This is a genomic window from Natribaculum luteum (genome assembly GCF_023008545.1).
GTDB classification, from domain to species: domain Archaea; phylum Halobacteriota; class Halobacteria; order Halobacteriales; family Natrialbaceae; genus Natribaculum; species Natribaculum luteum.
The window spans coordinates 2950435-2970652 of sequence record NZ_CP095397.1 but is presented as its reverse complement, the minus strand read 5'-3'; the positions used below and the strand labels follow the sequence as shown (position 1 = coordinate 2970652).

Sequence of the window (20218 nt, the reverse complement as noted above, 5' to 3'; positions counted from 1 at the left end):
GCATCCAAGGTGTCCGGTGTGGTGGTTTCGGTCAGTCTTCCACAGTTGTTTCAGAAGCGTCACGTGTCGAACTTTGGGGTGATTCGGGGTGGTCGGTTCTGTCGTCGGCGTCCGGGATCTGCCGTGGCAAGAACGTCGATGCGACAAGCAAGAGCAGCACGAACAGGACGAGGAGGAGCAGCGCCGCCCGTTGCGCGTCGAACATCGCAGCCTCGAAGATTTCCTCGAGCAACTGTCGTTGAGTCGGAGTGAGCTGGTTCAGGAACTGTTGCTGGGTGGCTTCTGTCGCCGTCTCTGCTGCGTCCTCGAGCGCGATCACCAGGTCATTTCGTTGCTCCGCTGAAACGGTCTCGTGTTCTGCTCGTAGTACTCCATCGACGACGCTACCATAGAACTGTCCGAGAAAATACGAGCCGACGACTGCCGTCCCCAGGGAGAATCCGATCGAATAGCTCACGTTCAGGACTCCGGATGCCTCGGCGGAGTACGCGGTCGGGATAGCCGACATCGTCATATTGGTGATCTGTGCCAGTATGAGTCCGACGCCGACTCCATAAATCGCCACTGGGAGAGCCATTCTGCTGATCGTCTGACCGGGGCCTGTCTGCTCGTACAGCAGCACCAGCGCAAAGCCGATACACACGATACCGACCTGGATAAGCGTCTTTGGCGAGATGTACTTACGCAAACCGGGCGTAAACGTCGAAAAGAGGATCGACGCGATAGAATACGGTAACAACGCGAGCCCAGTTTCGAAGGCGGTGTATCCGAGTACTGCCTGGAGATAGACCGGGAAGATAAAAAAGAAGCCAGCCGAGACGATCGAGCGCATGTTGTATGTAAGAACACCGGCCAAAAACGGGCGGTTCGTCAGTACGTGCAGCGGAACGAGCGGCGACTTCCCAGCACGTTCCATTCGGCGTTCGTACTGAACGAACACGGCGAACGCGAGCAGTCCGACTCCGAGAAACCAGACCGCTGGCGACGTTCCAAGCGGATTGAACTGTATTCCGTCGACAACAAACGGCCGCCGTTCGACTACCCATCCATACTTCCCGCTCAGAACGAACCCGGTGACGAGCGACGTCGAACCGACGATGGACAGCGCTGTCCCACCTTTATCCAGTGAACTGGGCGTTTCTGACAGTGGGTTCGGACTCACGTACTGAGCGAAGAAGAGAATAACCCCCACACCGACGAGCTGGAGCGCAAATCCCCATCGCCAACTCGCGTACGTGGTTAGTGCGCCACCGATAATCGGTCCAATAGTCGATCCAACGCCGCTCACGCCAGCCAGCAGTCCGAATGCCGTCGCCCGGTCGTCGTCTTCGTAACTGATTATCAGTACAGTGAACGTCAGGGGAAATATCACAGCGGCCGCGGAACCCTGGATGAGCGACCAGCCGACGTAGAGGATCGTCGTATTCCAGCTAATCGACGCCACCAGCGTCCCACCGGCATAGAGGATCAGTGCGACTGCCAGTACACGCCGAATACTATGCCGAGACGGCAGCGTACCGGCTGGGAGAACCAGCGCAGCTGTCACCAGTGAGTAGAGTGCGACCGCCCCCTGAATCACGGTGACCGTGGTGTCAAACTCGTTCACCATCGTGGGGATCGCCACGTTCATCAGAGATGCGTTGAGGACCACGATGAACGTCGTCAGACTCACGGCGATTGCTGGACCCCAGTATCGTACGCTCGTCTTTACGTCCGTAGAGAGACGAGAACTCCCGTTGGGAGTAGACCCATCTGGGGGCATGCAGTTGTCTAACACTGTTGATCCTCAAATAGCATGGACACCGGAAGTCAACGATAATGCCCGGCATTCGGGACGAAGAGGACGTCAGTTCGGTTCGTTAGAGGCTGATAGTTGCCAGATCCTGCTCCTTACCGAAGTAGTTGTCTACGCGAACACGTCTCGGCATGGTTCGAATCTGGCCCCACCCCGCTGGACGAGATCGAGCAGCGTGGCTGCAGGTGTCGTTCGTTCGAAAAGCCGCGAGCGGCGTCGTGATACTACCGGACAACAGTCAGTGAATACTCGATCGCATCTCGACGGCTGTCGGCAGCGACGACAGCGTCTCGAGTGTGATCGATGTCTGAACCGTTATGTCCGGCAGTATGAGCAGCACCGAGTTCCGACCGAGATGGTCAACACACGACGTTTCGTCGCCTGCAACTCGAGTGCGGTCCGGGCCAACGGTTCTTCGATGCGAACGAGCGCGCCGTCTCGCGATTCCGAAGCGACCACGCGAGAATCGTTGGCTCCCGCGAAACGGCGTCGAGAACGGTCTCGAGCGGCGCAACGGCGGAAATCCGTCTTGATCCAGGTTAACGAGCGGTTGTGTTTACGTGGCGATGGTGTCGACGTCGTTCCGATGCGGAAGATGCCACAGACAACGCGTCGTACCGTACTGACAGCCGCCGGAACGGTTTCGCTGCTCGGTCTCGGTGGAATCGCCACCGGGAGTTCGTCGCCGGTCGTGGACGCCCCGATTCCGGCCGATTCGGACGCACGGACGTACCCGACGATGGGAAACGCCGACGCCCCCACGGCGACGGTCTACAGCAATTTCAAGTGCCCGTACACCCAGGAGTTCGTCCTCGGGAATCTCGAGGCGATCGTCGACGAGTTCGTCGAGACCGGACGACTCGCGATCCAGTTCTACGACCTGGCGTACGAACCGGGCGATGCGTCGACGTACTACATCTCGAGTAGCGATCCGCGTATCGCGGCGTTCGCCCTCGGCGTCTGGGACGAGGACCCGAACAGTTACTGGCAGTTCTACGTCGAGACGTTCGAGGACCTGCCCGGGGGGTACATCGACTACGACGAACTGGCGTCGCGAGCCCAGTCGGCCGGCGTCTCGAGCGTCGACCAGATCGTCGAACGGACTCGAGCGGGGACGTACGACGACGCGGTCGAGCAGGTCGCGACTGCGGCGGCCGACGACGGCGTGACGTTTACGCCGACGCTGGAACTGGCTGGCGAGACGACCGCTCCGCACCACGACACGCAGTCGATCCTCGAGTGGATCGAGACGCGACTCGAGGACGAGCCGACCGAGACGAGTGGTGGCGGGGACGAATCAACCGAGACGGACGGTGACGAGGACACGGCGGAGAGTGACAGCACCGAAGATACGGACTCGGACGCGGACTCGAGCGAGGGCGTCGACGAGTCGACGGACGAGACGTCGAGCGACGGTGGCGACGAGACCGCAACCGGCGACGCAGACGTGAACGAGTCGGAACCGGTAGCGTCCGACGAAGACGAGTTCGAGTGGGTGAGCGAGCCCGAAGAGCCGACCGCAACCGGCGAAACGTGTCCGTGATGCACTGACGAGAGCCCGTGTAGGACGACTGTCGACGGCCTGTGGCCACTCTCCAGGTCGAATTCTACTGCACGGCGCGACCGAGACCAGCCGACTGGATGATGCAGATCGACAGACCGTCAGAGAACGTCTTATGACGCTTCGCGAGTAGAATTGCGTCGAATACTACGACCAGACGGGGAATCTACCGGCTATCCGATCGGGGACGGATGTCTCTCGAGGGAGACCTCGACGCGAGCGACCTCGAGGGAGACGCCGAGTAGCGTCGATCACGCTCGAGTCGCGTCACCGTCGTCGAGCTGTGCGGCCAGGATTGCCGTGTGGACTGTCCGCAGGTCGGCCTCCTGGATCGTCGCGGCGGCCCGAAAGCGTTCGCGGGCGCTCGCCACCGTCTCGGGTTCGGCGGCAAGGTGGACGAGGACGAACGCGTCGGGGTCGACCCGCCGGGCCGCCTCGAAGTCGGCGGCGTCGTACAGGGCAGCGAAATTCTCGACGACCGCCGAGACGAGCGCGTCGGTCGCGTCGGCCCCGGGATCGCCGACGGGAACCGTCGACGCGTCGGGATCGAAGTAGCTCTCGAGGTCGACGACGCCGCCTTCCTCGTAGGCGAACTCGGCGAGCGAATCGGCGATCGACTGCGGAACGTACACACCGAACAGTTTGTATCGGTCGTCACCAGTCATCGTTCAGTAGTACGACGGCGACGCCACTCAAATGTACGCCCGAGGACGGCCCCACGCGGCGTAGCGTCGCACCGACCGCACGAGTGGCCCGGACTCGAGGGCCGTGTGTCGTCGACGGTCGATCGGAGATCTGTCCGCGCGTCGCGTTGCACGCCGTGCAACCAGTGTACACCATGCAATTCGACCTGCAGTTGGGACGGTTTCACCAGATGTCTCTTTACTGCCACCAATCGTACCGGCTTCATGGCAACAGAAGATCGCCACGGACACAGCCACCACGAGCACGCCCACCACGAACACGGCGTCGAGGGACCGGGGTACGCGACCCCACAGGCCGCCATCGAGGAGTCGACTCCCGAAAAACTCGCGTACGTCGCAGCACTCTACACGGGGACGGACGTCGACGCGTCTGACTTCGTCGCGGTCGTCGACGTCGATCCGGGATCGCCGACGTACCGGGAGATCGTCGACCGGATCGAGATGCCGACTCGAGGCGACGAACTCCACCACTTCGGCTGGAACGCCTGTTCGTCGTCCTGTCACGTCGAGGGACTCGAGCGCCAGTACCTCGTGATTCCAGGGAACCGCTCCTCGCGCATCCACGTCGTGGACACGTCCGACCGTCGACACCCGGAGCTTGTGAAGGTCATCGAACCGGAGGAGGTCCACGAGCAGGACCTCTCGGGGCCACACACCGTCCACTGTGCTCCCGGCAGGGAGATCATGATCAGTATGCTGGGGAACGCCGACGGCGAACTTCCGGGTGGCTTCCTCGTGCTCGACGACGACTTCGAGATCGAGGGGCGCTGGGACGCCCCCGGCGAAATCGAGTTCAACTACGACTTCTGGTACCAGCCGCGACGCGACGTCATGGTCTCCTCGGAGTGGGCCGCACCCGCGACGTACCAGCCGGGGTTCGACCTCGAGGACGTCGAGGCCGGCAAGTACGGCCACAGCCTGCATTTCTGGAACTGGGGAGACCGGACGGTCGAGCAGACGATCGACCTCGGCGAAGAGGGGATGATCCCGCTCGAAGTTCGGTTCATGCACAACCCGGAGGTCGCCCACGGCTACGTCAACGCTGCACTCTCGTCGAACATCTTCCACTTCTGGAGGGAAGACGGGGAGTACCACGCCGAGAAGGTCATCGACTTCGAGGGCCGCGACCTCGAGGGATGGGACATGCCCGTGCCGGCGCTGCCGACGGACATCCTGCTCTCGATGGACGATCGGTACCTCTTCGGTGCCAACTGGTTGCACGGCGAGGTCTGGATGTACGACGTCAGCGATCCGGCGAACCCGCGCGAGAGCGACTCGATCTCGATCGGCGGATACTTCGGCGAGATTCAGGCGGTGCAGGATCGAGAACTGATCAGTGGACCACAGATGATTCAGTTGAGCCTAGACGGGAAGCGGCTCTACTGGACGACGTCGCTGTACTCTACGTGGGACGACCAGTTCTTCCCCGAGGAGGGAGAGAGGGGCTCAGTGATGCTGAAAGCCGACGTCGATCCCCGGCGGGGGACGATGACGCTGGACGAGGAGTTCCTCGTCGACTTCGGCAACCTGCCGGACGGGCCGGCTCGCGCCCACGAGATCCGCTGGCCCGACGGAGACTGTACGAGCGATGTCTGGCAGTGAGGCGACGACGCGCGAGGTAACGCTGACGTGGCGGGACGGCCGCCGGGAGACGGTCCGAGCGACGGAAGCGCAGACGATACTCGAGGCCGCCGAGGCGAGAGCGGTCGGCCTGCCGTTTGGCTGTCGAACCGGAGCGTGTGCGACGTGTACCGGGCGGGTCGCAGACGGGCGAGTCACCCACGACAGGGAGCCGCGTGCGTTGAAGCCGCGACACCTCGAGAGAGGGTACGTGCTGTGCTGTATTGCCCGGCCGCGAACCGACTGCCGAATCGAAGTTGGCGCGGACGTCCGAACCGCGATGGTGTCGAACCCATGGAAGTGACCGACCGGATCGATCGACGAGAGTCGCCGACTCGCGAGAAGCGACCGCCCAGTCGCGCCGGCGATCGGGGTGACGTGTGGCCGTCGACAGCTCCGTCTCGAGTCCTCACTCGCGTCGTCCTGTTCGCTATAGGGCTGGTCGCCGCCTCCGCGACGGTCAGCGCCCACACGGCTCACGATACCGGTGGCGCTGGCTCCGGCGTCGCGTTCGCGATCGTCATCGGGCTCCCGATCGTCGCCGGACTCGTCGGTGGCGTCGTCACCGTGCGACACCGAACGCGGGCCTACTCGAGTGAGACGTCCCGACGGTCGAATCTCGCCTTCGGCGTCTTCCTCGTCGGCCTCGCCATCGCATCCGTGATCACGGCGCTCACGATGGGTGTCTGGCTGTCGATCGCGGGCGTCATCGCTGGCGTCATCGCGGCGCTGTGGTTCGCCACGCGAAGCAGAAGGGCCGCGGGACGCTGTCGGGGTCACGCCGAACTGACCTTCGGGGGACTCTTCGTGCACCGGCTGCTGGAGGGGCTCCTGGTCGGTGCGCTCTACAGCACTGGCGCGGCCATCGGACTGCTCGGCGCGATCGCCATCGCCGGTCACACGACGCTCGAGACGGCCGCCGTCGGCGGGGTGTATGCGCCGTATCGGCTCCAGGGGCTCCTCGCCATCGCCCTCGTCCAGGTCGGATACGCCGTCGGCGGTCTCTTCGGAGTCGGCGTCGGTGAGACGGTCCCGCCGTCGGCACGGATCCTCTCGCTCGCGTTCGCGGGCGGGGTCCTCCTCCTCGTGGGGAGCGGTGAAGCGAGACGCTCGACGACGTCTCGATCGAGCCCGACGATCGGAGAGACGGACGAAGTCGGTGGCGTCAGGTAGGACCGGCCGTTCGTGTTCCTCGGTTCTCGAATCGATCGCCGACCGCAGTCACGGGCCGAGCAACGTCTCGTCTACCGGGACTGCGTCTCGCCGATACGACTCGAAACGGGACGTCGCCCACGCGTGTACCTCCTCGTCGGTCGTATCGATCGTCGCGTGGGGAACCCCGTCCTCGTCGAACAGACACAGGTTCACGACATCGTCGGTGACGACGACGACGTGGGGGAAGGGACTCCCGGAGCGGTACACTCGAGCCGAGTCCGATCGCAACAGCTCTCGAAGGTGAGACGCGAGCGTCGGGTGGCTGCCGATGGCGGTGAGGACTGGTTCCTCGACGATCAGATCCAGTTCCTGGCCGCCGTCGGTGACCGCGCGCCAGCACGTCTCGAGACAGTCGGGGAACATCGAGTACGACGTAATCTGCACCTGCTCGGCGGCCTCGAGCCGCTCGGCGAGGTGGTTCGTCGGGGCGAACGCGTCCTCCTTGCTCGAGCGAACGACGTCGGCCCCGGCTAACCGGGCGAGGTCGAACCCGTACCCCTCGGCGGGGAACCAGGAGACGATTCCCTGAAGTTCCCGCACGACGCGCAGTCGATCGAGCAGTTGCAGGAACTCGCTGGCGACGAACGCACCGAGTTCCGTTAGTTCGTATTCGCACCCGGTGTGATCGACCCAGCCGCGCTGCTCGAACGTGGCAAGCGTTCGACTCAGGGTCGCACGCGAGAGGTCGGCCGCAGCCGCGACGTCGCGTCGTTCTATCGGTTCCGACCGGGAGGCCAGAACCTCGAGGACGCGAACGCGGTTCGTAGACCGTGCGAGAACGTCGATGACCTCGAGTTGCGGTTCGATCCCGTCAGTCTGCATCGTAGTGTGTGTCACTATCTCCCACCCATCGAACAGAGCGTATGCTGTGACGGCGTAAGTAGTCATCCCACACCCGCGAAGAGCATTCGTTTCACCCGTCCGGCTTCATCGAAACTCTCAGTTGACGATTGGTTTGGTTTACATCAGTAGTCAACACGGACAAAGACGTTTAATACCAATCGACAATCACACGAGATACATTCATGGATAATCAGGCATTCGTTGGACTCGCATGTCTCGTCGGCGGTGTACTCGGGTATCGGTACGCCTACGAGTTAGCACAGTTGAACGAACGGCTGGATGCAATCGGAAGCACGACGTCGTGGGATGCGGTTGAACCAGCAAACTGGAAGGTTATCCTCTATCAGTTCGGGAGCATCGTCATCGCAGGCGTCGGTGGGTTGGCCCTGCTCGCGGGACTGTTCTGAAACGGCCCCGCTATGAGGGATGCACGTGGGAGCGGTAGTCGATCCACAGAAAGAGGTGTCCGACGAGTGGATTTCAACGGGATCGGCCGTCGATCAACGACCAGTTCGTCGCGACGAACCCCGCAGTCGTCACGAAAAATCCCAGCAGCGTAACTGCCGTCACGACCTCGCCGAGGATCGACCATCCGACGACGGTAGCGACCACCGGACTGGCGTACGACGTCAGACTGCTTCGCGCGGGACCGACCTCCGCGAGCAACAGGAGGTAGGCCACGTACCCACCGACGCTGACCACGACCGCAAGGTAGAGCACCGCCACGACGGCACCCGGTTGCCACCGAACGGTCCCGACGGGTTCGGCAAGTCCAACGCTCACGAGATGGAGGACGAGTCCACCCAGCAGTGCACCCCAGCCAGTCAGTGCCGGCGTCGAAAGCGTCGTCTCGAGGAGACTGAGCAGGACGGTCCCCAGGCTCGAACAAACTACCGCACAGAGCACGAACACGACGCCCATTCCACCGTCGATTCCACCGGGGGACGGATAGACGAGGACGACGGCACCGACGAGTCCGAGCCCGACGCCGAGGGCGTCCGTCCGGGACAGGCATTCCTCGGGAACGAGGGCGGACGCGACGAGTGCGGTCAAGACCGGACCGAGACTCATTACGATCGCTGCCGTGGACGCCGTCGTGTACTGCTGGCCGACGAACAGGAAGCCGATCGTGCCAGCGAAGACGAGGCCACCCAGAAGGAGGATGGCGGCCACATCCGCTCTCGCCTGCGGATACCACCGGCCGCGCGTGACGGCGTACGACAGCAGGATCGCCGCAGAGAGGTCGAAACGGACTGCAGCGAGAAACGCCGGTGGAACCGTTTCGGTACCGACTCGAATCGCCACGTATCCACAACCCATCACGACGGCCGTCGCCACGAACAGGAGACAGGCCCGGTACCGAACAGCGAGCGCGACGACGAATCGCCGAACCACACCCGAGGCGTCGAAAGAAAGTGTCGTCATCCCGGTTGGAGGGAGGACGACAGACGCACTATAATTCACCATCGGTACGTGTGGCAACAAAAGAGAGCCCCGGCAACCGGTGAGCGGTATCTCACCAACCGAGACGATTCTCAGAAGACTCCAGGACTGCGGTCGAATCGAAGATTCGACGGTCAGTCGATCGCGACGTCGTCCAGCGACCGGATGGGATCTGAACGACTCCGATACGTCTCGAAGACGCGTTCGGCCCACCCGCGAGCGATCGCGGAATCGGTGTCGACGAAGACGCGCATCGTCCCCGTCTCCTCGTCGTAGCCCGCGACCCCGACGCGATCGTCGAAGATGGCGAGGCCGTAAGGAAGCCGTTCGCGCGTTCGCAGTGTGAGATGTCCCGCGTCGACGGCCTCGCGGACCCGATCCGGATGCGTCTCGAGTAGGCTCTCGACGACGTCCGGCAGGTAGATGAGCTCCGCCTCGACTCCGTCGAAGAGGTGGTCGGACGCGTCCCCCGACGTCGGCGGGATCACGTGCATCGTGTTGAACCCGCGAAGCGTCTCGCTCTCTCCTAACAGTTCGACGAATCGAGAAACCGGCGCGTACGGATCTTCCGGCGTCGCCGTGGTCACCCTCCCGTCAGCGAACGGGGCGATGACGAACTCCCGGTGGACCTCACAGATGGACTCGAGCAGCGGCGCCAGCGCCGTCGCCGCGCGGAGATCCCGCTCGAGGTGCAAGACGGCGTCGGCGTACGCCTGGCCCTTTCCCGTCAGCGTGAACCGGCCGTCGACGCGCTCTGCTAAGTCGCGCTCCGCGAGCCAGCGAGTGAACCGATGGCTCGTCGCGCGGGAAATCTCCAGCCGTGCCTCGAGATCACGCCGATCGAGCGGCGTCTCGAACAGCGCCTCGAGTACCTCGCGGTGACGAACGACGTCGACGAGGTCGTCGGTCTCCATCCGCGACGTGAGTTCGTGTGCCGAGACCGAGTTGTCCTCGATCTCGAGTGTCGTCTCCAGTATTTCGTCGAGTACTGATTTTGTCATCTGAATCGATAGCCGTCATGCGACTGGGCGTACATTCGCGTCTCAGCCGCTTATCTGTGTCTCAGCCCTTGAGACACTACTCCGATAAAGGTATCAAAATCAGAGAATGACTATACGGTCCGTGGCGACCTCCGGACGAGTATGAAAGCAGAGACGGACGCCATTCGAACCGACAAATCGGACGCGACGGTGCCGTGGGACTCACGAACCGTGCAGGTCGTTCTGGTGAGTACGGCACTCGCACCGCTGGGCGTGCCGCTCATCAGCCCCGCACTCCCCGTGTTCCGCGACACCTTTGGTATCTCCGACGCGCAGGCGAGCCTCCTGGTGAGTTCCTACTTCCTCGTCGGAATCGTGCTCTCGCCGTTCATCGGCGTCCTCGTCGATCGGCTGGGTCGCAAGCGGGTCCTCGTGGGCGGACTGATCTCGTTCGGGGTGATCGGCGGCGGAATGGCCGTCGCACCGACCTTCGAGGCGCTGCTCGCACTTCGCATCGTGCAAGGGAGCGCTGCCGCGGCGATCTTCATCACGACAGTGACGCTCGTCGGCGACGAGTTCGACGGCGTCCAGCGCAACGCGGTACTCGGCGTCAACGTCGCCGTCCTGTCCGCCACCGCGGCGCTGTTTCCCGTCGTCGGCGGCGCGCTCGCGACCGTCGCGTGGAACGCGCCGTTTCTCACCTACCTCGCGGCAATTCCCGTCGCGCTGTTCGCGCTGGTGACACTCGAGGAACCCCAGCACGACCGCACCAGTCGCGGCACGGCGTACCTCACGGATGCCACCCGAGCAATCGCGACCGTCCCCACGCTGGCGCTGTTCGGCGTCGCGTTCCTGACGGAGTTTCTGCTGTTCGGCGTACTCTTCACCGCCCTTCCGTTCCTGCTCGCAGCGGCCCTGGCACCCGTCGTGATCGGGCTGGTGATCCTTGCGTCGGAGGCCGCGTCGATGATCGTCGCCGCAGCGAACGGGAAACTTGCCCGCACCACCTCGAACGAGCGACTGATCGCAGGCGGATTTGCGTGTTATGCAGTCGGATTCGCCGCGATCTGGCTCTCATCTGGACTACTGTCCGTCGTCGCCGCAGTGACGATCGTCGGCGTCGGGGTAGGATTGTTGATGCCGGCGGTCGACGCTGCAGTGAGCGACCTGGTCCCTACCGACCAACTCGCCGGCGCGATGAGCCTCCGGAACAGCACGACATTTCTGGGACGAACCGCCGGCCCGTTCGCGTTCACAGGACTGGCGATCCCGGCCGGATACGGGTACGAGACCCTTCTGCTCGGTGCCGGAATCGTCGCGCTAATTGCGACTGGCGTCGCGGCTCTCCCGCAGACTCGACGCCTCGTTCAGACGGTGCTCGTTCCCGAAAGCGCCTGAGCGGCCGACCGGTCGCACTCCTCATACTGCCGGCCAAAACGGTTCATAAATCGATAGAGCGTCGGCACAGCTGCTCGCCACTCGCGACCGGACTCCAGTCTACGGAAACCGATGCAAAGCGACTGCTGCTTGGCTTTTCAACCGTTCGCGGATAAATGAAAATCGCCACACAGCATCGCCACTGTGTGGGGTAATGATGAAAACCACGACCAGCGAACGCTGGCCGTGATCAGTATGAATGGTCGGCGGCGAATCGGTGTTCCCAGAGGGTCGCCCACTCCAGTAGTGACCGATACGCAGGCGAGCTTATCTTCCGTGTTCGGGATGGGTACGGGAGGTACCTCGCCGCTGTGGCCGCCGTAACGCCGATCGACGGAATCGAACCGTCGTCACACCTGGCCAGGATCGGTGGAAAACCGTGTGTATGTGTAGTCCAGTTAGCGCCTGGACCCGTTCGCGGGTCCTGTGATCCATGCGAAATGAATGGTGGCTCGACCTGTTAGTGCTCGCGGGCTCAACGCCTCGTTGCCTTGGCGCGTACACCCCGAGTCTATCGAACTCGTCTTCTACGAGTGGTCTCGGTGGTTCCTCGTTTCCAGGTGGGTTTCGAGCTTAGATGCGTTCAGCTCTTACCCCGTGGTGCGTCGCTGCCCGGCACGTGCTCTCTCGAACAACCGGTACACGAGTGGCACCCATTCGTAGTTCCTCTCGTACTATACGAACGTTCCCGTCAGGAACCATAACACCCCCAATAGATAGCAGCCGACCTGTCTCACGACGGTCTAAACCCAGCTCACGACCTCCTTTAATAGGCGAACAACCTCACCCTTGCCCGCTTCTGCACGGGCAGGATGGAGGGAACCGACATCGAGGTAGCAAGCCACCCGGTCGATATGTGCTCTTGCGGGTGACGACTCTGTTATCCCTAAGGTAGCTTTTCTGTCAGCAATTGGCCGCATCAAGCAGCCTAATTGGTTCGCTAGACCACGCTTTCGCGTCAGCGTCCGTCGTTGTGCCGGACACTGTCAGGCTTCCGTATGCTCTTGCGCTCTTTCCCGGGTCTCCGACCCGGGTGAGGAAACCTTGGGGCGCGCTCGATATCTTTTCAAGCGCGTACCGCCCCAGTCAAACTGCCCGGCTACCAGTGTCCTCCGCCAGGAGTGAGAGTCGCAGTCACCATCGGGTAGTATTTCAATGTTGCCTCGGTGGCCCGCTAGCGCGGGTACCTGTGTAGTGGCTCCTACCTATGCTGCACAATGGCGACCACGTCTCAGTGACAGCCTGCAGTAAAGCTCTATAGGGTCTTCGCTTCCCCTTGGGGGTCTCCAGACTCCGCACTGGAATGTACAGTTCACCGGGCCCAACGTTGGGACAGTGGCGCTCTCGTTGATCCATTCATGCAAGCCGCTACTGAAGCGGCAAGGTACTACGCTACCTTAAGAGGGTCATAGTTACCCCCGCCGTTAACAGGTCCTTCGTCCCCTTGTACGGGGTGTTCAGATACCTGCACTGGGCAGGATTCAGTGACCGTACGAGTCCTTGCGGATTTGCGGTCACCTATGTTGTTACTAGACAGTCGGAGCGCCCGAGTCACTGCGACCTGCCCCTTTCCGGGGCAGGCATCCCTTATTGCGAACGTACGGGACTAACTTGCCGAATTCCCTAACGTCGGTTATTCCCGACAGACCTTGGCTTTCGCCGCCACGAGTACCTGTGTCGGATCTCGGTACGGACAGTGTGCTCGCCTTTTCACGGGCTCTAGGTTGACCTGACTTGCGCTATCCAGCCATTCGGTCGCTTCGTGCCGTTACGGCTTCCACGAACTTCGACTGTTCGACCGGGCGATAGCCCGGCTCAGGCGGCCCCAAAGCGTCGGCTTTGGATGCACACTGGCATAGGAATATTAACCTATTTCCCTGTTGTCTCATTCGAGTTGCGGTGAGACTTAGGACCGGCTAACCCTCAGCTGATTAGCATTGCTGAGGAACCCTTACTCGTTCGGCCGTCGGGGTTCTCACCCGACTCACGCTGCTACTATGACCAGGATTTTCGTTACTGCACGGTCCACACGAAATCTCTTCCGTGCTTCCGCCCGAACAGAACGCCAACCTACGGGATCATCCTTTGACGGATGCCGCCAGGTCTCGGTGGTGGACTTGAGCCCCGATCATTTTCGGCGCCCCGAACCTCGGCCGGTAAGCTGTTACGCTTTTCTTAGAGGGTAGCTGCTTCTAAGCTCACCTCCCGGCTGTCTAGGGCTCGGGACCACCTTCGATCGCACTTAGTCCACACTTGGGGACCTTAACCCAGCTCTGGGTTGTCTCCCTCACGGTACACAGGCTTACCCCGCATACCGGACTCCCTGCGTCAAACGGCGTCCGTAGGTTCGGAGTTGGACAGGGAGGCTCACTCCTCTCGGAGTGAGGGCTCCCAATCCGTCGCTCTACCCCACGGACTACCTCGGCAGAGGTCATGCTTCGACATGTTTCGGTTGGAACCAGCTGTGTCCGGATTCGATGGGCCTTTCACCCCTAGACGTAGGTCACGCGAGGGTATTGTAGGACACCAACGCTATCGGGCCTCCACGTGGCTTTCGCCACGCTTCACCCTGCCCACGCCTAGATCATCCGGTTTCGGGTTGTGCCCGATTGACTCCCCGCGCTTGAACACGGCGGCCCTCGCACAAAGTGCTGCGGCCCTGTCGGTTTCCCTGCGCCTTCCCCGATACTCGGGTTAGACTTGCCAATCAGGCACACTCCCTGGTTCGTTTTTCAAAACGTACGACAGAACATCGGCTTCCTGTACTTCCTACTGCACCCTCGCGGGTGGGTCGTTTTGTACAGGACCTTGTATGCCCTGTCGCTCTATCGCCAACTGAGTTCACGCACTATTTCACCTCCCTGTTGGGGGTGGTTTTCAGCGTTCGCTCACGCTACTTGTTCGCTATCGGTCTTGAGGAGTGTTTAGTCTTCGCGGTCGATGCCCGCGAGATTCACGAGGGATATCCAACCCCCGCTACTCTGGAGCTGACGCGTCTCTTACTCAACGACAGTACGGGACTGTCACCCTGTTTCGTGCTCCGTTCCAGGAGACTTCGTGTCGCCTTTCGGAGAGTGAGAGTCAGTCCGAACACCACATTGCCCGAAGGCTTCGGTTTGGACTGCGTCGCGTTCAGTCGCCCTTACTAACGACATCGCGGTTGCTTTCTTTTCCTGCCGGTACTGAGATGTTTCAATTCCCGGCGTTCCCCATTGCGCGAAGCAATTGCGGTGGGGATTCCCATTCGGAGATCCCAAGTTCTTCCCCTCCGTGCGGGTCCCTTGGGCTTATCGCAGCTTGGCACGTCCGTCATCGGCTCTCAAGCCGAGCGATCCACCAGTTGGCACAGTAGCCACGTTCGTCGGATCAAAGTGACCCGGGAACGGGTCCAGTGGACGCCTGGACTACACGTACACACGGTCTCATCTGCAACACCAGTAGACGGCTGGCGTGCATTGACCCTTCCCAGCCACGTTTACACGGACTGGTGCATCGGTTTCGTTCGGATTCAATCGTCGGGCCGTCTCCCACTTAAGGGATACGATCCGAGATTTCCTCCGAGAGATGGACCCACAGGGATTCGAACCCTGGGCATCCTCCTTGCAAAGGAGGCACTCTACCACTGAGCTATGGGCCCACCCTCGTCGAGCCAATCGGGGCCCGACGAGGAGCAAGTGTTAGCCTCGACAGTTCAAAGGTGCCCGGTCGGCCACTCGCTGGAGTGGTGACCGAACGTGGACCGCTGGTGGGCCGGGGCGACGCCCCGGTCCCGGTCTGTGGAGGTGATCCAGCCGCAGATTCCCCTACGGCTACCTTGTTACGACTTAAGCCCCCTTGCGAAGCCCAGATTCGACCCCGGAATCGGGGCCTCATCCGGACCTCACTCGGGTGCTTTGACGGGCGGTGTGTGCAAGGAGCAGGGACGTATTCACCGCGCCCTTCTGAGGCGCGATTACTACCGAATCCAGCTTCATGAGGGCGAGTTTCAGCCCTCAATCCGAACTACGATCGAGTTTCGGAGATTAGCGTCACCTTTCGGCGTAGCATCCCACTGTCTCGACCATTGTAGCCCGCGTGTCGCCCAGCACATTCGGGGCATACTGACCTACCGTTGCCCATTCCTTCCTCCAGTTTGGCACTGGCAGTCCTCCTAATGTACCCATCAACCACGTGGGTCATGCTGGCAATTAGGAGTGTGGGTCTCGCTCGTTGCCTGACTTAACAGGACGCCTCACGGTACGAGCTGACGGCGGCCATGCACCTCCTCTCAGTAGCTCCAATAAGCTCATCACACTGATCTTCACGGCTACTGTCGGTGCTGGTGAGATGTCCGGCGTTGAGTCCAATTAAACCGCAGGCTCCTCCGGTTGTAGTGCTCCCCCGCCAATTCCTTTAAGTTTCATCCTTGCGGACGTACTTCCCAGGCGGTCTGCTTCACGGCTTCCCTACGGCACAACACTGGCTCGTAGCCAGTGTCACACCTAGCAGACATCGTTTACGGCTCGGACTACCCGGGTATCTAATCCGGTTCGTGACCCGAGCTTTCGTCCCTCACCGTCGGATCCGTCTTCCAGAGGCGCTTTCGCCACCGGTGGTCCGTCCAGGATTACGGGATTTCACTCCTACCCCGGACGTACCCCTCTGGTCTTCCGGTCCCAAGCCAGGCAGTTTCCGCCGGACGCCCGCACGTTGGGCGTGCGGATTTCCCGACGGACTTGCGTGGCCGGCTACGGACGCTTTAGGCCCAATAATAGCGGTCATCACTTGGGCTGCCGGTATTACCGCGGCGGCTGGCACCGGTCTTGCCCAGCCCTTATTCGTGTACCTCCCTACGGTACACAAAAGCGAGGACGATATGCCCTCGCACTGGGAGTCCCCTTATCGCACTGGCGTGCAGTGTAAAGGTTTCGCGCCTGCTGCGCCCCGTAGGGCCCGGTATCTTGTCTCAGATACCGTCTCCGGGCTCTTGCTCTCACAACCCGTACCGATTATTGGCACGGTGGGCCGTTACCCCACCGTCTACCTAATCGGCCGCAGTCACATCCTGTCGCGCCGGAGCGTTTCGAGCTCGCGCCACTCCAGGCAGCGAGCCGTATGCGGGATTAGCCTCAGTTTCCCGAGGGTGTCCCGCTCGACAGGGTAGTTTGACCACGTGTTACTGAGCTATTCGCCACGAGTCTGAACTCGTACGACTAGCATGGCTAAATCGGACTCCAATAGCAATGACCTCCGGCAGGATCAACCGGAATGCTATTCCCTGGCGGAGCCAGGGAGGTTTGGCGGTGAATGTAGGTACACACTCACACTATGGGTCCACGTTCGGCGACTCCAGATCGAGAGACCGATCAGGCGTCACCGAACTGTCGAGGCTAACATCAGATCCCATCTGTACGGCGGACCGCAGGGGTGAGATCCTCATTTCCTTCGGACGTATTCGTAAGCCCCGAGGAGTACTTAACCCCTTCGGAGCGGACGTCCAAGATGACGGAGCGAGTTGAACGCCCCGTCGATCACGCGTTCGTTGCGTTTACATCCGAGTGCCCTCGTACACTTAAGGGCATCGGATCGATCCCCTGCCGGAAACCGCATCCGGCGAGGGCTTTTGCGTTCCAATCTGAACGGCCAAAAGTATATAAGGGCGTCGGATCGAATCAGGTCGGCAAAACCGACCAGATTACGTTCCGAACGACCTCACATACTGACAGCCCCAGATCGGGGCACCACCGGACGGCGCCCGGTGGCGCGTTTGCATCCCTATCTCAACGGTCGGGTATGTATAAGGCCGTCGGATCGGCTCCGTGGTGGGATTGATTCACTTTGGCATCGTGGAATGTCGCGTCGATTGTCCCATATCCGGTCGTTCGGACGGCGGTAGCGCCATCGTCGAATACATCGTCGAGTTTTGTCGCGAGCCGACATCGGCATAATCTCTCTCGTCGTTACTAGCGTCATCTGCAGCCGTATCCGCGTCGCCGTCATCACCAGCCATCCCTTCGAGTCGGCCACGCAAATCTTGAACTTCGTCACCGAAGTCACCAAGTGCGGAACGCATCGTCGATTGCAGGCCCTCTTCTCGTCCGTGCTCGTCGGTGCGATCGGCGACCACGGTCCGAAGCTCCGCGAGCGATTCGCCGCAGTCGCGATCGATACCGTCCGAGAGCCTCGCGAGTTTCACCAGCACGCGGAGGTCCTCGACTCCACTCTGCTCGCCACCGGCGATCGCCTCGGGGATCGTCTCCGGACGGCTCCCGTCAGGCAACTCGGCGAGATCGAGCGCCTCGAGTAACGCCCGAGAGTCCGCCGTCTCGAGCAGGTCGGCGGCGTCGTCGGCGGCCTCGAGCAGTCGGTGGCCGTCTTCGTCCGCTAACGCGCCGACGAGGTCGTCTTCACTCGCGTCTCCGTGCAAGGGGAGCGAATCGACGCCCGCTTCGGCCTCGTCCAACAGGTCAGTCACGCGTTCTCGTAGGTGATCGGTCTCGGTCATGGCTACTGTGGCTGTGGCTTCGGATTACCCCGCAACTTCCGCGACGATCTGGTCGGTCATCTCCTCGCGGCTGAGATCCGCGTCGACTCCTACGTCACGGGCGACCGACTGGAGATGCTCGTCGGACATTACCTCGAGGAAGTCCTCGAGCGTGTCGCGTCGGAGGTCGTCGAGGTCGTCCGCTCCGACGTGATTCGACGAGTCGTCTGTCGGTTCGTTCTCGGCCACTTCTTCACCGTCACTTTCGCCTCCTTCGTCTTCGCCTTCGTTATCCTCGGCCTCGGCTTCGTCGGCGGCCGGTTCGTCCGCTTGCGGTTCGTCGTTGGCTCGCTCGCCGTCCCCGGTGAGTGCGTTCGCTGCCGCGCCGGTCAGCTGATCGCCGGCATCCCTCTCACCGACCCCCCGAAGGAGAGAGGCGAACGAGTCGCTACCGTCGAGTTCGTCGAGGGCGTTCCGAGCACCGCGTACCGCCGCCGATTCGGCGTCGGCGACGAGTTCGCCCAGATCGCGGCCCTGCTCCAATCCGTCAGAGATCGCCGCGTGTATCTCCCGTCCGACCGCTTTGCCCAGTTCGCGGCCGATCTGGGCACCGAACTCGCGGCCCAGGGAGGCGCCGATAGATCCCGTATCGAGCTGCTCCTCGAGATCCCCGTCCCCGAGCAGGTCGTCGACGGCGATCTGATCGGTCACTTCCTCGGCGACGGCATCGACCAAGCTGGTATCGTCGCTCACGCGAGACACCTCGTCGATGAGGAGACGGCGATCCACGCCGGTCGATTAGCACCGAGTCGCGTCGGACGTTCGACCGAGGTCGCCGTCTCGCTCGGAGCTAGTATGCTGTTCATCGTATTACTCCGAATCTACGTCTTCGGGCTCCGTCTGTTCTCCCTCGCGTTCCGTTTCGGTCTCACCGCCGTTCGACGCCGCCTGTTCGTCCGCCGGAGTCTCGACGGAGCGTGCTTCTTCGGTTTCTTCTGGCTTTTCTTCCGCTTCTGCTTCTTCCGTCTCTGCTTCTTCCGTCTCTTCCGGTGTTTCTTCGGCTTCCGACTCCTCTTCTGCCGTCTCTTCTGTGTCTTCCCCTTTTTCGGCTTCTTCCGAGCCCAAGAGCTCTTTCACCAGCGTATCTCCGACCGTTTGTCCGACGGCTTCGCCGATTTTTTGGCCGACGATCGCGCCGATGATCCCGCCGATCGCCGCCCCGAAATTCTCGCTCTCGTCGAACTCGCCCTCCCATCTGGTCCCCTCGAGTAGCTCGTCGGTGTCGATGTTCTCGGCGATTTTTCCGTAGTCGATCTGTTGAACGACGGAGTCGCCGCTCATGATTCTGCCTCCGCTTGCTGTGACTCAGGCTGTGACTGGGCGGGGCCTTCGCTCGCCTGCTCGGCGACGTCCTCGCTGGCCTGGGATCCAGACTGGTCGAGAAGCTGTCGAATCAGCGCCTGCACGCCCTGGGCGATTACTTCTTCGAGAGGGATGCTCGAGACGGCACGATTGACGCCGCTTCGGACGCTTCCGGCGATCGAGGACAGGATGCCGCCGCCGTCCGATCCGTCGCCCGATCCGAACAGCCCGCCGAGAGAGGATCCGAGTCCCCCAAGGAGGGAGCCGGACGTGCCGTCGAACAGCGACGACACGGTCGACAGCAGGTTCCCGAGGAGCCGGTTCGATCCCGGATGGGCCGACACGTCGAGGACGACTTCGTTCAGGTCGACCTCGAGTCCGAGCACGTTCAGGAACAGCCCCTCGAGATCGAGGTGCAGGATTTCGGCCTCCTCCCCCTCTTCTTCGGCTTCTTCGGCTTCTTCACCCTCTTCTTCGGCCTCTTCACTCTCTTCTTCGACTTCCTCGCCTTCGATCTCCTCGGCCTCCTCCGACGCTGCTTCACTCCCGTCCGTCTCTTCTACCGGCGTTTCTTCTGAATCGCTCGCTTCTGCGTCGCCGTCCGATTCGGCGTTCTGGTCCGAACTCTCGTCGACTTCGCCGCCATCAGGTACGAGCCGTCCGCTGGATTTCGACTGCTCAGACGCAATACGAATCGTATCCGGAGTACGATAGCGCATCTCCGGCTGTCCGGAATCCGTACGTTCACTACCGCTGTCTTTTTTTGATCGGTTCCACATATGATAAAACCAATAT

At 61.8% G+C, this 20218-nt stretch carries 15 protein-coding genes, 1 tRNA gene and 3 rRNA genes; 6 read left to right on the top strand and 13 right to left on the bottom strand.

Translation table 11 applies throughout. The features are described from left to right. Positions 1-31: 31 nt before the first annotated feature. Positions 32-1672 (bottom strand): MFS transporter, encoded by a 1641-nt coding sequence (locus MU558_RS15420; protein ID WP_246968288.1) that lies wholly within the window; start codon positions 1670-1672, stop codon positions 32-34. 718 nt (positions 1673-2390) lie between these two features. On the opposite strand from MU558_RS15420, the gene MU558_RS15415 reads away from it, so the two are divergent. Next, a complete protein-coding gene (locus MU558_RS15415; RefSeq protein ID WP_246968286.1) occupies positions 2391-3338 on the top strand; it encodes a DsbA family protein in 948 nt (315 codons plus the stop codon). 269 nt (positions 3339-3607) lie between these two features. Here the strand turns inward: MU558_RS15415 and MU558_RS15410 are convergent, their stop codons facing one another. Continuing rightward, a complete protein-coding gene (locus tag MU558_RS15410) occupies positions 3608-4021 on the bottom strand; it encodes a hypothetical protein (protein ID WP_246968283.1) in 414 nt (137 codons plus the stop codon). A gap of 243 nt (positions 4022-4264) precedes the next feature. Here MU558_RS15410 and MU558_RS15405 point away from each other — a divergent pair, with 243 nt between their 5' ends. Genes MU558_RS15405 through MU558_RS15395 form a run of 3 tightly spaced genes read left to right on the top strand, consistent with a single transcriptional unit; the run spans position 4265 to position 6853 of the window. Beyond that, positions 4265-5662 (top strand): selenium-binding family protein, encoded by a 1398-nt coding sequence (locus MU558_RS15405; protein WP_246968268.1) that lies wholly within the window; start codon positions 4265-4267, stop codon positions 5660-5662. Next, complete coding sequence (locus tag MU558_RS15400) at positions 5649-5984, top strand: 2Fe-2S iron-sulfur cluster-binding protein (RefSeq protein WP_246968265.1); 336 nt, start codon at positions 5649-5651, stop codon at positions 5982-5984. The genes MU558_RS15405 and MU558_RS15400 overlap by 14 nt, the downstream gene beginning before the upstream one ends. After that, a complete protein-coding gene (locus MU558_RS15395; RefSeq protein WP_246968262.1) occupies positions 5975-6853 on the top strand; it encodes a cation:proton antiporter in 879 nt (292 codons plus the stop codon). Before MU558_RS15400 ends, MU558_RS15395 begins: the two co-directional genes overlap by 10 nt. 48 nt (positions 6854-6901) lie before the next feature. Here the strand turns inward: MU558_RS15395 and MU558_RS15390 are convergent, their stop codons facing one another. Continuing rightward, the gene (locus tag MU558_RS15390; protein WP_246968259.1) at positions 6902-7732 is read right to left on the bottom strand and encodes a helix-turn-helix transcriptional regulator; all 831 of its coding nucleotides are present in this window, start codon (positions 7730-7732) and stop codon (positions 6902-6904) included. 188 nt (positions 7733-7920) lie between these two features. Here MU558_RS15390 and MU558_RS15385 point away from each other — a divergent pair, with 188 nt between their 5' ends. Next, positions 7921-8145: a DUF6199 family natural product biosynthesis protein gene (locus MU558_RS15385; protein ID WP_246968256.1), complete on the top strand. Its 225-nt coding sequence runs from the start codon at positions 7921-7923 to the stop codon at positions 8143-8145. Positions 8146-8218: 73 nt separating this feature from the next. Here MU558_RS15385 and MU558_RS15380 read toward each other — a convergent pair whose 3' ends face one another. Then, positions 8219-9163 carry a DMT family transporter gene (locus MU558_RS15380; protein ID WP_246968254.1) on the bottom strand — a complete coding sequence of 315 codons (945 nt, stop codon included), beginning with the start codon at positions 9161-9163 and terminating at the stop codon, positions 8219-8221. A gap of 152 nt (positions 9164-9315) precedes the next feature. Then, positions 9316-10182 (bottom strand): helix-turn-helix transcriptional regulator, encoded by an 867-nt coding sequence (locus tag MU558_RS15375; RefSeq protein WP_246968251.1) that lies wholly within the window; start codon positions 10180-10182, stop codon positions 9316-9318. A 141-nt stretch (positions 10183-10323) separates the two neighbouring features. Between MU558_RS15375 and MU558_RS15370 the strand changes: the two genes are divergently transcribed. After that, positions 10324-11559 carry an MFS transporter gene (locus MU558_RS15370; RefSeq protein WP_246968248.1) on the top strand — a complete coding sequence of 412 codons (1236 nt, stop codon included), beginning with the start codon at positions 10324-10326 and terminating at the stop codon, positions 11557-11559. 240 nt (positions 11560-11799) lie between these two features. On the opposite strand, the gene rrf is transcribed toward MU558_RS15370, so the two are convergent. The 8 genes from rrf to MU558_RS15330 all read right to left on the bottom strand — a co-directional run bounded on the left by rrf (position 11800) and on the right by MU558_RS15330 (position 20142). Continuing rightward, a 5S ribosomal RNA gene (gene rrf / locus MU558_RS15365) occupies positions 11800-11921 on the bottom strand. Between the two features lie 119 nt (positions 11922-12040). Then, positions 12041-14959 (bottom strand): 23S ribosomal RNA (locus MU558_RS15360). Between the two features lie 204 nt (positions 14960-15163). After that, positions 15164-15235 (bottom strand) — tRNA-Ala (locus MU558_RS15355). Positions 15236-15375: 140 nt separating this feature from the next. After that, positions 15376-16847 (bottom strand): 16S ribosomal RNA (locus MU558_RS15350). Together the 16S, 23S and 5S rRNA genes with 1 tRNA gene alongside form the textbook arrangement of a ribosomal RNA operon. Before the next feature lie 563 nt (positions 16848-17410). Then, complete coding sequence (locus MU558_RS15345) at positions 17411-18052, bottom strand: hypothetical protein (protein ID WP_246968244.1); 642 nt, start codon at positions 18050-18052, stop codon at positions 17411-17413. 54 nt (positions 18053-18106) lie between these two features. Beyond that, the gene (locus MU558_RS15340) at positions 18107-18814 is read right to left on the bottom strand and encodes a hypothetical protein (protein ID WP_246968241.1); all 708 of its coding nucleotides are present in this window, start codon (positions 18812-18814) and stop codon (positions 18107-18109) included. Positions 18815-18931: 117 nt separating this feature from the next. Further along, complete coding sequence (locus MU558_RS15335; RefSeq protein WP_246968238.1) at positions 18932-19402, bottom strand: hypothetical protein; 471 nt, start codon at positions 19400-19402, stop codon at positions 18932-18934. Beyond that, entirely contained in the window at positions 19399-20142 is a 744-nt protein-coding gene (locus tag MU558_RS15330; RefSeq protein ID WP_246968235.1) for a hypothetical protein, read from the bottom strand. Before MU558_RS15330 ends, MU558_RS15335 begins: the two co-directional genes overlap by 4 nt. Positions 20143-20218 lie beyond the last annotated feature (76 nt).

Excerpts from the sequence above, each read along its gene's own strand:
- MU558_RS15415 (WP_246968286.1), top strand. The coding sequence starts at position 2,391 with ATGCCACAGACAACGCGTCGTACCGTACTGACAGCCGCCGGAACGGTT.
- MU558_RS15410 (WP_246968283.1), bottom strand. The coding sequence starts at position 4,021 with ATGACTGGTGACGACCGATACAAACTGTTCGGTGTGTACGTTCCGCAG.
- MU558_RS15405 (WP_246968268.1), top strand. The coding sequence starts at position 4,265 with ATGGCAACAGAAGATCGCCACGGACACAGCCACCACGAGCACGCCCAC.
- MU558_RS15400 (WP_246968265.1), top strand. The coding sequence starts at position 5,649 with ATGTCTGGCAGTGAGGCGACGACGCGCGAGGTAACGCTGACGTGGCGG.
- MU558_RS15395 (WP_246968262.1), top strand. The coding sequence starts at position 5,975 with ATGGAAGTGACCGACCGGATCGATCGACGAGAGTCGCCGACTCGCGAG.
- MU558_RS15385 (WP_246968256.1), top strand. The coding sequence starts at position 7,921 with ATGGATAATCAGGCATTCGTTGGACTCGCATGTCTCGTCGGCGGTGTA.
- MU558_RS15380 (WP_246968254.1), bottom strand. The coding sequence starts at position 9,163 with ATGACGACACTTTCTTTCGACGCCTCGGGTGTGGTTCGGCGATTCGTC.
- MU558_RS15375 (WP_246968251.1), bottom strand. The coding sequence starts at position 10,182 with ATGACAAAATCAGTACTCGACGAAATACTGGAGACGACACTCGAGATC.
- MU558_RS15370 (WP_246968248.1), top strand. The coding sequence starts at position 10,324 with ATGAAAGCAGAGACGGACGCCATTCGAACCGACAAATCGGACGCGACG.
- MU558_RS15335 (WP_246968238.1), bottom strand. The coding sequence starts at position 19,402 with ATGAGCGGCGACTCCGTCGTTCAACAGATCGACTACGGAAAAATCGCC.
- MU558_RS15330 (WP_246968235.1), bottom strand. The coding sequence starts at position 20,142 with ATGCGCTATCGTACTCCGGATACGATTCGTATTGCGTCTGAGCAGTCG.